At 70.0% G+C, this 14639-nt stretch carries 12 protein-coding genes; all 12 read right to left on the reverse strand.

All coding sequences use genetic code 11. The features are described from left to right. Nucleotides 1-955: D-alanine--D-alanine ligase (locus tag VJ693_RS08425; protein ID WP_324153229.1), on the reverse strand; the 955-nt coding region annotated here is incomplete at its 3' end. After that, complete coding sequence (gene murC, locus VJ693_RS08430; protein WP_324153230.1) at nucleotides 952-2361, reverse strand: UDP-N-acetylmuramate--L-alanine ligase; 1410 nt, start codon at nucleotides 2359-2361, stop codon at nucleotides 952-954. The genes VJ693_RS08425 and murC, both read right to left, overlap by 4 nt. Nucleotides 2362-2440: 79 nt before the next feature. Then, nucleotides 2441-3514, reverse strand: coding sequence for an undecaprenyldiphospho-muramoylpentapeptide beta-N-acetylglucosaminyltransferase (gene murG / locus VJ693_RS08435; RefSeq protein ID WP_324153231.1), 1074 nt, complete (start codon nucleotides 3512-3514; stop codon nucleotides 2441-2443). Next, a complete protein-coding gene (gene ftsW, locus VJ693_RS08440; RefSeq protein ID WP_324153232.1) occupies nucleotides 3511-4794 on the reverse strand; it encodes a putative lipid II flippase FtsW in 1284 nt (427 codons plus the stop codon). The genes murG and ftsW overlap by 4 nt, the downstream gene beginning before the upstream one ends. Next, complete coding sequence (locus VJ693_RS08445) at nucleotides 4791-6863, reverse strand: Mur ligase family protein (protein ID WP_324153234.1); 2073 nt, start codon at nucleotides 6861-6863, stop codon at nucleotides 4791-4793. Before VJ693_RS08445 ends, ftsW begins: the two co-directional genes overlap by 4 nt. 13 nt (nucleotides 6864-6876) lie before the next feature. Beyond that, nucleotides 6877-8058: a phospho-N-acetylmuramoyl-pentapeptide-transferase gene (mraY, locus tag VJ693_RS08450; protein ID WP_324153236.1), complete on the reverse strand. Its 1182-nt coding sequence runs from the start codon at nucleotides 8056-8058 to the stop codon at nucleotides 6877-6879. Next, nucleotides 8048-9439 (reverse strand): UDP-N-acetylmuramoyl-tripeptide--D-alanyl-D-alanine ligase, encoded by a 1392-nt coding sequence (locus VJ693_RS08455; RefSeq protein ID WP_324153238.1) that lies wholly within the window; start codon nucleotides 9437-9439, stop codon nucleotides 8048-8050. The genes mraY and VJ693_RS08455 overlap by 11 nt, the downstream gene beginning before the upstream one ends. Continuing rightward, on the reverse strand, nucleotides 9436-10971 hold the full coding sequence (locus tag VJ693_RS08460) for a UDP-N-acetylmuramoyl-L-alanyl-D-glutamate--2,6-diaminopimelate ligase (RefSeq protein ID WP_324153240.1): 1536 nt from the start codon (nucleotides 10969-10971) through the stop codon (nucleotides 9436-9438). The genes VJ693_RS08455 and VJ693_RS08460 overlap by 4 nt, the downstream gene beginning before the upstream one ends. A 1-nt stretch (nucleotide 10972) precedes the next feature. After that, a complete protein-coding gene (locus VJ693_RS08465) occupies nucleotides 10973-12772 on the reverse strand; it encodes a penicillin-binding protein 2 (RefSeq protein ID WP_324153242.1) in 1800 nt (599 codons plus the stop codon). Continuing rightward, nucleotides 12769-13056, reverse strand: a complete 288-nt coding sequence (ftsL, locus tag VJ693_RS08470) for a cell division protein FtsL (protein ID WP_324153243.1) — start codon at nucleotides 13054-13056, stop codon at nucleotides 12769-12771. The genes VJ693_RS08465 and ftsL overlap by 4 nt, the downstream gene beginning before the upstream one ends. Next, on the reverse strand, nucleotides 13053-13991 hold the full coding sequence (rsmH, locus tag VJ693_RS08475) for a 16S rRNA (cytosine(1402)-N(4))-methyltransferase RsmH (RefSeq protein ID WP_324153244.1): 939 nt from the start codon (nucleotides 13989-13991) through the stop codon (nucleotides 13053-13055). Before rsmH ends, ftsL begins: the two co-directional genes overlap by 4 nt. Nucleotides 13992-13999: 8 nt before the next feature. Then, the gene (gene mraZ / locus VJ693_RS08480; protein ID WP_324153266.1) at nucleotides 14000-14428 is read right to left on the reverse strand and encodes a division/cell wall cluster transcriptional repressor MraZ; all 429 of its coding nucleotides are present in this window, start codon (nucleotides 14426-14428) and stop codon (nucleotides 14000-14002) included. Nucleotides 14429-14639: the final 211 nt, after the last annotated feature.

A 14639-nucleotide genomic window follows, 5' to 3' on the forward strand; every position in this document is an offset into this window, starting at 1 on the left:
TGTCGAGCGCCGCTTGCGACAGCAGGTGCAGGCACAGCTGCTCGTAGCTCATGCCGGTGGACGCGGCCGACTTGGGCACCAGCGAGTGGCTGGTCATGCCCGGCGAGGTGTTCATCTCGAGCAGGAAGGGCTTGCGGTCGCTCGCGCGGATCATCAGGTCCGCGCGGCCCCAGCCACGGCAGCCCAGCAGGCGGTAGGCCTCGACCACGATGCGCTGGATCTCGGCCTCCTCGTGCGCTGGCAGGCCGCTGGGCACCAGGTACTGCGTGTCGTTGGAGACGTACTTGTGCTCGTAGTCGTAGTTGCCGCCCGGCGCGACGATGCGGATCACCGGCAGCGCGAGGGCGGCAGCCCCCTCGCCCAGCACGGGGCAGGTGACCTCTTCGCCGTCGATGAATTCTTCACACAGCACGTCGGAATCGAATTGTGCGGCGTGGGTCACCGCTTCCATCATCCCGGAATACCCGGCCACCTTGCTGACACCGAAGGACGAGCCCTCGCGCGCCGGCTTCACGATCAGCGGCAGGCCGAGCTCGTCGGGCACGCAGCGCACGATCTCGCGGCCATGCTCGCCGGCACCGAGCAGCTTCCAGCGCGGCGTCGGCAGGCCGGCGAAGGCCCAGATGCGCTTGGTCATCACCTTGTCCATCGCGATCGCCGAGGCCATCACGCCGGAGCCGGTGTAGGGAATGCCCAGCAGCTCGAGGGCGCCCTGCACCGTGCCGTCCTCGCCATGGCGGCCGTGCAGCGCGATGAAGCAGCGCGCGAAGCCGCCGGTCTTCAGCTCGGCGAGCGACCGCTCGGACGGGTCGAAGGCATGCGCGTCCACGCCCTGCGAGCGCAGCGCGGCCAGCACCCCGTTGCCCGACATGAACGACACCGGCCGCTCGGCCGAGTCGCCCCCCATCAGCACCGCGACCTTGCCCAGCGCCTTCACATCGATGGCTGTCGTCATGCGGCACCCCCCGCCATCTCGGCCACCTGGGGCGGCACGGCCCCGATCGAGCCCGCCCCCATCGAGATCACCACATCGCCATCCTTGGCGAAGCCGCAGATCTCGGCCGGCAGCGTGGCCACGTCGTCGACGAAGACCGGATCGACCTTGCCCGCCACCCGCAGCGCGCGCACCAGCGCGCGGCCGTCGGCGGCGACGATGGGCGATTCGCCGGCCGGGTAGACCTCGGTCAGCAGCACCGCGTCGGCCTGGCCCATGACCTTGACGAAATCCTCGAAGCAGTCGCGGGTGCGGGTGTAGCGGTGCGGCTGGAAGGCCAGCACCAGGCGCCGGCCGGGGAAGGCGCCGCGCGCCGCGGCGATGACCGCGGCCATCTCAACCGGGTGGTGGCCGTAGTCGTCGATCAGCGTGAAGCGGCCTCCCTCTTTCGCGGCCAGCTCGCCGTAGCGCTGGAAACGCCGGCCGACACCGCTGAACTTGGCCAGCGCCGAAACGATGGGCGCATCGGGCAACTCGAGCTCGGTGGCCACCGCGATCGCGGCCAGCGCGTTGCGCACGTTGTGCTCGCCCGGCAGGTTCAGCGTGATGTCGAGCTCCGGCATCGGCACGCCGTTGCGGCGGCGGCAGGTGAAGCGCATCTGGCCGCCGGGCAGCGCCTGCACGTCGACGGCACGCACCTGCACGTCTTCGCCGAAGCCGTAGCTGATCACTGGGCGCGAGACCATCGGCACGATGCTCTTCACGCCGGGGTCGTCGGCGCAGACGATGGCCGAGCCGTAGAAGGGCATGCGATGCAGGAAGTCGACGAAGGCGCCCTTGAGCCGCGCGAAGTCGTGGCCGTAGGTGTCCATGTGGTCGGCGTCGATGTTGGTCACGACGCTGAGGATCGGCATCAGGTTCAGGAAGGACGCATCCGACTCGTCGGCCTCGACGACGATGAAATCGCCCGAGCCCAGCCGCGAATTCGCGCCCGCCGAGTTGAGCTTGCCGCCGATCACGAAGGTCGGATCGACGCCGGCCTCGGCCAGCACGCTGGTGACCAGCGAGGTGGTCGTGGTCTTGCCGTGCGTGCCGGCGATCGCGATGCCCTTCTTCAGGCGCATCAGCTCGGCCAGCATCACCGCGCGCGGCACCACCGGCACGCGGTGTGCGCGCGCGGCGATGACCTCCGGGTTGTCGCCCTTCACGGCGGTCGAGGTGACTACGGCCTGCGCGCCGTCGATGTACGAGGCCTCGTGGCCGAGGTGGATGCGGATGCCCAGGCTGGCCAGGCGCCGCGTGGTCGCGCTGTCGGACTGGTCCGAGCCCGAGACCACGTAGCCCAGGTTGTGCAGGATCTCGGCGATGCCGCTCATGCCGGCGCCACCGACACCGACGAAGTGGATGTGCTTGACGGCGTGCTTCATACGCTTTCGCCGGGCCGCCCCAAGAAAGCGAGCCCCCTCGGGGGGTGGTGAAGCAGCGAAGCTGCGAGCCTGGGGGTCGTCATTTCGCCATCCTTTCGATCTCGTCGGCCACTTTGGCGGCCGCGTGCGGGCGTGCCAGCACCTTGGCCTTCTGGGCCATGGCCAGCAGTTGCCCGCGGTCCAGTCGCTGCAGCGTCTCGGCCAGGCGCTGCGGCGTCAGTTCGCCTTGCGGCAGGTGGATGGCGGCGCCGCGCTCGGCCATCCAGGCCGCGTTGTCCTTCTGGTGCGCGGTGGTGCTGACGACCAGCGGCACGAGGATGCTCGCGACACCGGCCGCGCACAGCTCGCTGACGGTGATCGCCCCGGCGCGGCAGACGATCAGGTCGCAGTGGCCGAGCCAGTTGGCCATGTCGTCGATGAAGGGCGCGATCTCGGCCTGCACCCCCAGCGTGGCATAACGGGCGCGGACTTCGTCGAGGTGGGCGGCGCCGGTCTGGTGCATCACCAGCGGCCGGGTCTCGGCCGGCATCTGCGACAGCGCTGCCGGCACCATCTCGTTGAGCACCTTGGCGCCCAGGCTGCCGCCCACCACCAGCATGCGCAACGGGCCCTCGCGGCCTTCGAAGCGCACCTCGGGCGGTGCCATGTTCTCGATCTCGCGCCGCACCGGGTTGCCGGTGACCAGCCCCTGCCGGACCTTGGCCGCCGCCGGGCCATCGAAGCCGAAGGCCACCCGGTCGGCCACCGGCAGCAGCGCCTTGTTGCTCAGCAACAGTCCGGCATCGGCATTCACCAGCATCAGCGGCTTGCCCAGCAGCGAGGCCATCATGCCGCCGGGGAAGCAGACGTAGCCGCCCATGCCGAGCACCGCGTCGGCCGAGCGCGCTCGAAGAATCCGGGCCGAATCCCAGAAGGCCTTGAGCATGCGCAGGCCGCCGGTCATCGTCTGCCACAGGCTCTTGCCGCGCAGGCCGCTGAACGAAAGACGATCCATCTCGATGCCGCTGGGCGGCACGAGCTTGTTTTCCATGCCGCCTTCGGTGCCCAGCCAGCTCACGGCCCAGCCGCGAGACTGCATCTCGCGGGCGACGGCAAGGCCCGGGATCACGTGCCCGCCGGTGCCGGCCGCCATGATGACGAGGTGACGGGTCATGCTCGGCCACCTCGCATGAGCTGCCTGTTTTCCTGGTCCACGCGCAACACGATCGCGAGCGCGACGAGGTTCATCAGCACCCCCGAGCCGCCGTAGCTCAGCAGCGGCAGCGTCAGCCCCTTGGTCGGCAGCAGGCCCAGGTTCACGCCCATGTTGATGAAACTCTGGCCGCCGAACCAGATGCCGATGCCCTGGGTCATCAGGCCGGCGAAGACGCGGTCGAGCGCGATGGCCTGGCGGCCGATGACGAAGATGCGGCGCGTGAGCCAGAAGAACGCCAGGATCACCACCAGCACGGTGATGAAGCCGAGCTCCTCGCCGATCACCGCGAGCAGGAAGTCGGTGTGCGCCTCGGGCAGGTAGGACAGCTTCTCGATCGACTGGCCCAGGCCCTGGCCGAACCACTCGCCGCGGCCGAAGGCGATCAGCGAGTGGGTCAGCTGGTAGGCCTTGCCCTGCGCATAGTCGGGGTTCCAGGGATCGAGGTAGGCAAAGATGCGTTGGCGGCGGAATTCGCTGAACGCGATCATCAGCACGAAGGCACCGACCAGCACCATCACGCTGAGCAGGAACATGCGGCCATTGACGCCGCCGAGGAACAGGATGCCCAGCGCCACCGCAGCGATCACCATGAAGGCGCCCATGTCGGGCTCGGCCAGCAGCAGCACGCCGATCACGCCCAGCGCCACGGCCATCGGCCAGACCGCCTTGACGAAGTTCTCCTTCACGTCCATCTTGCGGACCATGTAGCTGGCCGCGTACATCGCGATCGACAGCTTGGCCAGCTCACTGGGCTGGAAGCTCATGATGCCCAGCGGGATCCAGCGGCGCGCGCCATTGACGCCCTTGCCGATGAAGGGCACCAGCACGACGATCAACGCCGCCAGCGAGGCGGCGAACAGCCACGGCGCCCACTTCTCCCACACGGCGATCGGGACCTGCAGCGTCACCAGCGCCGCGACACAGCCGAGCGCGATGAACAGCGCCTGCCGGCTCAGGAAGTAGGTGGGGGCGTAGTTCGAGAACTTGGGGTTGTCGTGCATCGCGACCGAGGCCGAATACACCATCACCAGGCCCAGTGCGAGCAGCGCGCCGACGACCCAGGCCAGCGGCTGGTCGAAGCCCGAGACGGCGCTCGGCTTGCCGCTGCCCACCGAGACCCAGTCGCGGATCGGCAGGGCCTCGGCGCTGCGGCGCGCGCGCGGCCACCAGGCGACGAGCGCGGCCAGGCGCTCGCGCCAGGAAGCGCGCGGTGCGATGGCCGCGGCCCCACGCGTCACTCGAGGACCTCCCCGCGTTCCGAGGCGATGTCCCGCACCGTCGCCGCGAACACCTCGGCGCGGTGGGCGTAGTTGCGGAACATGTCCAGGCTCGCGCAGGCGGGGCTCAGCAGCACCGCGTCACCCGACTGCGCCTGCGCGAAGCACCAGCGCACGGCGTCCTCGAGCGTGGCGTGGCGCTGCAGCGGCACGCCGGTCGCGGCCAGCGCGGCCTCGATGCCCTGCGCATCCTTGCCGATCGTCGCGACCGCGCGCGCATGGCGGGCCACCGGCGCGGCGAGCGGCGCGAAATCCTGGCCCTTGCCGTCGCCGCCCAGGACCACGACCAGCTTGGACGACAGGCGGTCGGCGCCCAGGCCGTTCAGCGCGGCGACCGTCGCCCCGACGTTGGTGCCCTTGCTGTCGTCGACGGCCTCGATGCCGCCGACGATGCCGATCGATTCCACGCGGTGCGGCTCACCGTGGTATTCGCGCAGGCCGTGCAGCATCGGCGCCAGCGGGCAGCCGATGGCCGTGGCCAGCGCCAGCGCGGCCAGCGCATTGGCGGCGTTGTGACGGCCGCGGATGCGCAGCGCATCGGCCGGCATCAGCCGTTGCAAGTGGATCTCCTCGTCTTCGTCCTCGAAGACGCCGGGCCGCCCCAAGTCTTCGACACCCCCTTGGGGGGCGGACGCCGCAGCGCGGCGGCCTGGGGGCCTTGGTTTGCGCTTGACGGTTTCGTCAGCGGGCAAGGCGCGCACCAGCCAAGCCATGCCGCCTTCGGTGACGAGGCCGAAATCGCCCGGGCGCTGCGGCGCGTCGAGGCCGAAGCGCAGCACCGGGCGGGTCACCGCCTTGGCGGCCTTGCCGCGCGCGCCCTTGACCATGACCGGCGCGGGCACCATCGCCTCGACCAGCGCATCGTCGCGATTGATCACCATCAGCGCGGTCCGGCCGAAGATGCGCGCCTTGGCCGCGGCGTAGGCCGCCATGTCGCCGTGCCAGTCGAGGTGGTCCTGCGTGACGTTCAGCACCGTGGCGGCGCTGGGTTCGAAGCCCTGCACGCCGTCGAGCTGGAAGCTCGACAGCTCCAGCACCCAGACCTCGGGCAGATGCTCGAACACCGGTGCGGCCGGCGGCGGCGGCGCGAGCTGCAACGGCGCCTCGTCGCCATCCGGCACCTTGGCGTCGAGCGGCAATTCGATCGACGCGCTGGCCAGGTCCAGCTCGACATTCAGGTCCACCCGGTCACCGGCACCGGTCACGTCCACGGCCACGTCGACCCGGTCGCCGGCGCCGCTCACGTCGATTGCCACATCGACCTTGTCGGCCACGCCGGTCACGTCGACCGGCACGTCGACCGAATCCGGCGAATGGCCGGTGGCGTCGAGCGGCATCGGCACGGTGCGGTCGGCCAGCGGGCGGGCGTCGACGAAGGCCCCGGGCAGCGTCACCGGCCCGTCGCGGTCGTCCGCCACGGCGAGGTGCGGCAGCGGCATGGTGCGTTCGGCATCCACCATGCCGGCGGCAGGTGCTGGGGGCGCGGCGGCGGGCGCGGGCTCGAGGTCCAGCGCCGCGGCCAGCGTGTCGAGCATCGTCGGGCCAATGTTGCCGGCCGTCGCGACGCGGGCGCCGGTGCGCTCGACCAGCATCGCCGTCAGCGAGGTTGTGGTCGTCTTGCCGTTGGTGCCGGTGATCGCCAGCACCTTGGGCGCGTAGCCGCGCTCGGCCTTCAGGTCGGCCAGCGCGTGCGCGAACAGGTCGAGCTCGCCCTGCACGGCAAGGCCGCGGGTGCGTGCGGCGGCCAGCAGCGGCGCGATGCGCTCGTCGGCCGGCGCGAGGCCGGGGCTCTTCAGGATCAGCTTCACGCCGGCCAGATCGCCCGTGCCTTCGAGCCGGTCGGCCGGCAGCGCGCCCGTCATCAACGTGGCCTCGGGCACCGCGAGCGCGAGCGCGGCCGCCTGCGGTGGGGTCTCGCGCGAGTCCCACACCCGCACCCGGGCGCCGTGGCGCGCGCACCAGCGCGCCATCGCCAAGCCCGAGTCACCGAGGCCGAGAATCAGGACGGAAAGGTCACTGAGATGCTTCATCGTTCCGTCCCGCTCACCGCAGCTTCAGGCTGGCCAGGCCGATGAGGCACAGCAGCATCGTGATGATCCAGAAGCGGATCACGACCTGCGTCTCGTTCCAGCCCGTCTTCTCGAAGTGGTGGTGCAGCGGCGCCATCAGGAAGATGCGCCGGCCCTCGCCGTACTTCTTCTTCGTGTACTTGAACCAGGCCACCTGCACCATCACCGACAGCGCCTCGACGACGAAGACGCCGCCCATGATCCCGAGCAGGATCTCCTGCCGGGTGATGACCGCGATCGTGCCGAGCGCGCCGCCCAGCGCCAGCGCGCCGACATCGCCCATGAAGACCTGCGCCGGATAGGCGTTGAACCACAGGAAGGCCAGGCCCGCGCCGGCGATGGCCGCGCAGAAGATCATCAGCTCGCCGGCACCCGGGATGTACGGGAACAGCAGGTAGCGCGAGTAGACCGAGTTGCCGGTGACGTAGGCGAAGATGCCCAGCGCCGAGGCGACCAGCACCACCGGCATGATCGCCAGCCCGTCCAGCCCGTCGGTCAGGTTCACCGCGTTGCTCGCGCCGACGATCACGAAGTAGGTCAGCCCGATGAAGCCGAACACGCCGAGCGGGTAGCTGATGGTCTTGAAGAACGGCACCATCAGGTCGGCCTTGGGCGGCAGGTCGTTCGACAGGCCGCTCTGCACCCAGCGCAGGAACAGCTCCAGCACGCGGATGTTGGAGGTCTCGGACACGCTGAAGGCGAGGTACAGCGCGGCGACCAGGCCGATCACCGACTGCCAGAAGAATTTCTCGCGCGAGGGCATGCCCTCCGGGTCCTTCAGCACGACCTTGCGCCAGTCGTCGACCCAGCCGATCGCGCCGAAGCCGAAGGTGACCAGCATCGTGATCCAGACGAAGCGGTTGCTCCAATCGCTCCACAGCACGGTCGCCATGCCGATGCCGATGAGGATCAGCGCGCCGCCCATCGTCGGCGTGCCGGCCTTGACCATGTGGGCCTCGACCCCGTAGGAGCGGATCGGCTGGCCGATCTTCAGCTCGGTCAGGCGGCGGATCACCCAGGGCCCGAAAACCAGGCCGATCAGCAGCGCGGTCATCGCCGCCAGCACGGCGCGGAAGGTCAGGTACTGGAAGACGCGCAGGAAGCCGAACTGCTCAGGGTAGAGCGACTGCAACCACTGCGCCAGGCTAAGCAGCATGCGGCAGCCCTCCCTGCAACGCGTCGACCACGCGCTCCATCCGCATGAACCGCGAGCCCTTGACCAGCACCGACGCGAACGGCGGCGCCTCGTCGGGCAACGCGGCGAGCAGCTCGTCGACGCTCGCGAAGTGACGCGCGCCGGTGTCGGCCACGGCATGGCGCATCAACTCGCCGACGCACCACACGGTCTCGATGCCCTGCGCCTGCGCATGGCGGCCGACTTCGGCGTGGAAAGCCGGGCCCTGGTCGCCGACCTCGCCCATGTCGCCCATCACCAGCCAGCGCGGGCGCGGCAGCTCGGCCAGCACGTCGATCGCCGCGCTCACCGAATCGGGGTTGGCGTTGTAGCTGTCGTCGATCAGCGTGCGCGGCTGGCCGCGCACCAGCAGCGGCTTGACCTGCGAGCGGCCCTTGACCGGCGTGAACGCGGCCAGCCCTTGCACCACGGCTTCCAGCGCCACGCCAGCGGCCAGCGCCGCGGCAGCCGCGGCGGCGGCGTTCTTCACGTTGTGGCGGCCGGCGATGTGCAGCACGACGTCGGCCTGGCCCACCGGCGTGGACAGGGTCACCTGCCAGTGGTCGAGCAGCCAACGCGCCGTCGCCTTCACGTCGGCAGCCGTGTCGACACCGAAGGTCATCACGAGGCGGCCCGCCGCGAGCTCGCGCCACAGCGGCGTGTAGGCGTCGTCGGCCGGGAACACCGCCGTGCCGCCGACCGCCTGATCGGCCGGCAGCGCCGCGATCACGCTGCCGTTCTCGCGCGCGACCGCCTCGACACTGTGCATGAACTCCTGGTGCTCGCGCTGCGCGTTGTTGACCAGCGCCACCGTGGGCTGCGCGATCGCCGCCAGCTCGGCGATCTCGCCGGGGTGGTTCATGCCCAGCTCGACGACCGCCGCGCGGTGCGCCGTGCGCAGGCGCAGCACCGTCAGCGGCACGCCGATGTGGTTGTTCAGGTTGCCTTGCGTGGCCAGCGCGGCATCGCCGTGCGCGGCGCGCAGGATGCTGGCGAGCATCTGCGTGACCGTGGTCTTGCCGTTGCTGCCGGTCACTGCGATCAGCGGCAGCGGGTGGCGTGCACGCCAGGCGGTGGCCAGCGCCTGCAGCGCGGCCAGAGGGTCGGCCACCTGCAGGCCGGCCAGGCCCGCTTCGGCGATGCCACGCGACGCGAGCGAGGCCACCGCGCCGGACACGCGTGCCGCGTCGAGGAAGTCGTGCGCATCGAAGCGGTCGCCCTTGAGCGCGACGAACAGGTCACCCGCCTGCAGCGTGCGGGTGTCGGTGTGCACGCGCGAAAAGGCTGTGCCGGGATCGCCGACCACGGTCGAGCCCGGCAGCAGCGTGCGCGCCTGGCCCAGCGTCATCATGGTGGCGGTCATGCCTTCAGCCTCGCCTTCAGCGCCGCCGCTGCTTCGGCCGCGTCGGAGAACGGGTGCTTGACGCCGTCGATCTCCTGGTAGTCCTCATGGCCCTTGCCGGCGATCAGCACCACGTCCTTCTCGCTGGCGGCGGCCACCGCCTCGAGGATCGCGACGCGGCGGTCGGCCTCGACCTGGGTCTTCATCATGGCCGCGGCATGCGGGATGCCGGCGACGATCTGGTCGAGGATGGCCTGCGCCGGCTCGCGGCGCGGGTTGTCGCTGGTGACGACGATGCGATCGGCCAGGTGGGCAGCGATCTCGCCCATCAGCGGGCGCTTGCTCGCATCGCGGTTGCCACCGCAGCCGAACACGCACCACAATGCGCCGCCGCGTGCCTCGGCCAGCGGGCGCAGCGCCAGCAGCACCTTTTCCAGCGCATCGGGCGTGTGGGCGTAGTCGACCACCAGCTCGGGCGCCGGCATGTCGGCGAGCACCCGCTGCATGCGGCCCGGCACCGGCGTGACCTTCTCGGCCACGCTGGCCGCCATCGGCAGCGGCACGCCCAGCGCGCGCAGGCCGCCGATGACGACGAGCAGGTTGTTGACGTTGTAGTCGCCGATCAGGCCGCTGGCCACCGCCGCGCGCTGCGTGCCCTCGATCACGTCGAAGGCCAGGCCGCCGTCGCGGTAGGCGATGTCGGCCGCGCGCAGGCGGGCCGCGCCTTGGGTCGAGATGGTCCACAGGTCCAGCCCCTTGCCGGCCAGCTCGCCGACGAGCTTCGCGCCCTGTGCGTCGTCGACGTTGATCACCGCGGCGCGCAGGCCCGGCCAGCCGAACAGCTCGCGCTTGGCGGCCCAGTAGGCCTCCATGTCGCCGTGGTAATCGAGATGGTCGCGCGTGAAGTTGGTGAACAGCACGACCTCGATCGCCGTGCCGGCCAGCCGGTGCTCGACGATGCCGATCGACGAGGCCTCGATCGCGCAGGCGCCGAACCCCTCGTCGGCCATGCGGCGAAAGCCCTGCTGCAGCAGCACCGGGTCGGGCGTGGTGAGGCCGGTGAATTCGATGCGCGCGCGGCCGCCGTCCGGGTGCGGCGGCTCGCCCTCGCGGGGCACCGGCGGTTCACCAATCCCCAGTGTGCCGACCACGCCGCAGCGGGTGCCGAGCTGGGTCAGGCACTGCGCGGTCCACCAGGCGGTCGAGGTCTTGCCGTTCGTGCCGGTGGTGGCAATGACCCGCAGCGCGCCGCTGGGCTGGCGGTAGTAGGCGCTGGCGATCAGGCCGGTCGCGGCCTTGAGCTGCGGCAGCGTGGCCACACGCGCGTCTTCGAAGCCGAAGGCTTCGACGCCCTCGCGCTCGACCAGGCAGGTCGCGGCGCCGCGCTCGAGCGCCTGCTTCACGTACTGGCGGCCGTCGTTGGCGTAGCCCGGCCAGGCGATGAAGGCATCGCCTGGCTGGACTTGCCGGCTGTCGGTGCGCAGCGCGCCGGTGACCCAGGAGCTGAGCCAGCGGGCGGCGGCGTCGGGGCTTTTCAGATGGGTCAATGGCATGTCAGTGGGCCACCTTGTCGTCGTTGGCCTGGGCCACGGCCACGGCCCGAGCCCCGGCCTTCGGATTCGTCGCCTGCGTGGTGACGAGCGGCGCCGGCATGTCGAGGTCCGGCGGCACGCCGAGCGTGCGCAGGGCCTGCTCGACCACTTGCTTGAACACCGGCGCGGCGACCAGGCCGCCGAAGTAGACGCCGGTCGGCTCGTCGATCATCACCGCCACGACCACGCGCGGGTGGTCGATCGGCGCGATGCCGCTGAACCACGCACGGTGCTTGTCGCTGTTGTAGCCGCGGCCTTCCTGCTTCTCGGCGGTGCCGGTCTTGCCACCGGCCGAGTAGCCGATCGGCTGCGCCAGCGGCGCGGTGCCGTCGGTGCTGACGGTGCCGCGCAGCAGCTGCCGCATCGTGCGCGCGGTCTCGGGCTCGAAGATGCGCACGCTGGGCAGGGCTTCCTCGCCCTTGATCAGCGTCAGCGGGGCGAGCTCGCCGTCGCGCGCGATCGCGGTGTAGGCACGCGCAATCTGCAGCAGCGAGGCCGACAGGCCATAGCCGTAGCTCATCGTCGCCTTCTCGACCGGCTTCCAGGTCTTCCACGGCCGCAGCTTGCCGGTGGCCGCGCCGGGGAAGCCGATCTGCGGCTTGGTGCCGAAGCCGAGCTGGGCCAGCATCTCGCCCATCTCCTTGTTGTCCAGCCGCTGCGACATCTTCACCGTGCCGACGTTGCTGGACTTCTGGATCACCTGGGCCACGGTCATCGCGTCGCGGCCGTGGCTGCCGTCGTTGACCAGCAGCGGGCCGACCTTGAACGGGTGGGTGTCGAGCACGGTGTCGGGCCTGACGAAGCCCTTTTCCAGCGCCATCGAGACGATGAACGGCTTGACCGTCGAGCCGGGCTCGAAGACGTCGGTCACGGCCCGGTTGCGCAGCTGCGCGCCGGTCAGGTTGCGGCGCTCGCCGGGCAGGTAACTCGGGTAGTTGGCCAGCGCGAGGATGTCGCCGCTCTGGGCGTCGAGCACGACCACGCTGCCGGCCTTGGCATGGTGCTGCTGCACGGCATCGCGGATGCGCTGGTAGGCCAGCGCCTGCACCTGCGAGTCGACCGTCAGCTGGACGTCGCGGCCGTCGCGCGGATCGACCGGCTCGCCGAGCTCTTCGACGATGCGGCCGAGCCGGTCCTTCACGACGCCGCGCGAGCCCCCGTGGCCCTGCAACTGGCGCTGGAAGGTCAGCTCGATGCCTTCCTGGCCCTTGTCCTCGATGTCGGTGAAGCCGACGACGTGGGCCGCGGCTTCGTTCTCGGGGTAGCGGCGGATGTAGCCCGGCTCGATCGTCAGGCCCTTGACCTTCAGCGCCTTGATCTGCTGCGCGATGCCGTCATCGATCTGGCGGCGCAGCACGACGTAGGCGCCGCCGTCGGCGATCTTGGCGTCGAATTCCTTCAGCGGCATGCGCAGCAGCGAGACCAGCGCGCGCTTCTGCTCGCCGCTGGCCTTGAACTGCTGCGGGTTGACCGAGATCGTCGGCGCGTTGACGCTGATCGCGAGGATCTGGCCGTTGCGGTCGAGGATGCGGCCGCGGCTCGCGGGCAGCTGCACCGTCGAGGCGTAGCGCTCCTCGCCCTTCTTCTGGAAGAAGTCGGATTCGAGCACCTGCACATACAGCGCCCGGCCGGCCAGCGCGAGAAAGCCCAGGCCGACCAGCATCACGAGGAAGCGGCTGCGCCACGGCGGTGTCTTCGACGCCAGCAGCGGGCTGGTCGAGTAGTTGACGCCGCGCACCGAGTTCGACGAAGGCGCTCTCATGGCCGCACCCCCTCGGAGGCCCGCGTGTCCTGCACGTAAACGGTCACGTCCGGCGTGGCCAGCCGCATGGCGAGCTTCTCGCGCGCGGTGCGCTCGACCTTCAGGTGCGTGGCCTCGGTGCGGCGCTCGGCGTCCAGGCGCTTGGCATCGGCGGCGAGCTGCGCCTCCTCGGCCTTGGCGCGCTCGATCTCGGCGAACAGGCGGCGTGACTCGTAGCTGGTCTTGACGAGGAAGAGCCCGCTGGCCACCAGCGCCACCAGCAGGAGCACCGACAAGCGCGTCATTCTGTTCCCCCCAGCCGCTCGGCCACGCGCAGCACCGCCGAGCGCGAGCGCGGGTTGGCGCTGATCTCGCCCTGGCTCGGCTTGATGCGCGCCAGCGGCTTCAGGCGCAGCACGCGTCGGGGCGGTGCGAACGGCGCACGGCGGTCGATCTCCTCGCGGCTTTCGTGCGCGATGAAGGTCTTCACGATGCGGTCTTCGAGCGAGTGGAAGCTGATCACCACCAGCCGGCCGCCGGGCGCGAGCAATTCGATCGCCGCCTTCAGCCCTTGCTCGAGCTCCTCGAGTTCAGCGTTGACGAAAATCCGTAGAGCTTGAAATGTGCGCGTTGCAGGATCCTGGCCCGGCTCGCGGGACTTGACCGAGCGAGCCACGAGCTGGGCCAGCTCGGCTGTGGTTCGAACCGGGTTCCCGCTCTCGCGGCGAGCAACAATCGCCTTTGAAATCGGTGCAGCAAACCGTTCTTCCCCATAGTCGCGTACCACCTGTGCAATGAGGCGCTCATCGGCGCGCGCCAGAAAGTCCGCGGCGCTCTCGCCGCGGGTCGGGTCCATCCGCATGTCCAGCGGGCCGTCGAAACGGAAGCTGAAGCCGCGCGCCGGGTCGTCGATCTGCGGCGAGCTGATGCCCAGGTCGAGCAGCACGCCGTCGACACGCTCGACGCCGCGAGAAGCCAGCTCGTCGCGCATCGCCGCGAAGCTGGCGTGGCAGATCGTGAAGCGCGGGTCGGTGATCGCGCCTTCGCCGGCGGCGGCGGCAGCAATGGCCTCCGGGTCCTTGTCGAACGCGAACAGCCGCCCCCCGGGCGCCAGGCGGGCGAGCAGCAGGCGCGAGTGCCCGCCACGCCCGAAGGTGCCGTCGACGTAGATGCCGTCCGGCTTCGAAACCAAAGCGTCGATGGCCTCGTTCAACAAGACCGTGGTGTGCGCGAAAGCCATGGCCGCCTCTAGATGACCAGGTTGCGCAACGCGTCGGGCATCGGCTGGGCGAGCGTGGCTTCCTCGTTGGCCTGGTAGCGCTCGCGGTCCCAGATCTCCATCCGGCCACCCATGCCGACCAGCATCAGCTCCTTGTCGAGCTTGGCCCAGCCGCGCAGTTCGGGCGACAGCAGCACGCGCGAGCCGGCGTCGATGTCGACATCGATCGCGCTGCCGAGGTAGAGGCGGCGGAAGTTGTCGGCGTCCATCGGCAGGGCCAGCAGCTTGGAGCGGAATTCGATCCAGGCCGGCCGCGGGAACAGCAGCAGACAGCGCGACGGGCTCTTGGTCAGCGTCATCTGGCCCTGGCACAAGGCGGCCAGCGCGTCGCGGAAACGGGCAGGCACGGTCACCCGGCCTTTGCCGTCCAGCGTCAGCGCGGACTCACCTTGAAACACGAACTCAGACACGCAGCCCCCGGCCCCACTATCAACCACTAAATTCCACTTTTCCCCACTTTATCTCACCGCACAGGCACGGGTCAACGAAACCGAAAGAAAAATTCAATGAAATCAGGCACTTACAAGCGAGAGCGGAAGAAGCAACAATCGAAAATCCTTGAAAAATAAGGACTTGCGACTGGCTTTCAAAGTGATGGGTGAGCACTCA

The organism is Ideonella sp., assembly GCF_035254525.1.
GTDB lineage: Bacteria > Pseudomonadota > Gammaproteobacteria > Burkholderiales > Burkholderiaceae_C > Ideonella.

Bases quoted from the DNA above. Each gene is read 5' to 3' on its own strand.
- murC (WP_324153230.1), bottom strand. From the start codon at position 2,361: ATGAAGCACGCCGTCAAGCACATCCACTTCGTCGGTGTCGGTGGCGCC.
- murG (WP_324153231.1), bottom strand. From the start codon at position 3,514: ATGACCCGTCACCTCGTCATCATGGCGGCCGGCACCGGCGGGCACGTG.
- VJ693_RS08445 (WP_324153234.1), bottom strand. From the start codon at position 6,863: ATGAAGCATCTCAGTGACCTTTCCGTCCTGATTCTCGGCCTCGGTGAC.
- mraY (WP_324153236.1), bottom strand. From the start codon at position 8,058: ATGCTGCTTAGCCTGGCGCAGTGGTTGCAGTCGCTCTACCCTGAGCAG.
- VJ693_RS08455 (WP_324153238.1), bottom strand. From the start codon at position 9,439: ATGACCGCCACCATGATGACGCTGGGCCAGGCGCGCACGCTGCTGCCG.
- VJ693_RS08460 (WP_324153240.1), bottom strand. From the start codon at position 10,971: ATGCCATTGACCCATCTGAAAAGCCCCGACGCCGCCGCCCGCTGGCTC.
- VJ693_RS08465 (WP_324153242.1), bottom strand. From the start codon at position 12,772: ATGAGAGCGCCTTCGTCGAACTCGGTGCGCGGCGTCAACTACTCGACC.
- ftsL (WP_324153243.1), bottom strand. From the start codon at position 13,056: ATGACGCGCTTGTCGGTGCTCCTGCTGGTGGCGCTGGTGGCCAGCGGG.
- rsmH (WP_324153244.1), bottom strand. From the start codon at position 13,991: ATGGCTTTCGCGCACACCACGGTCTTGTTGAACGAGGCCATCGACGCT.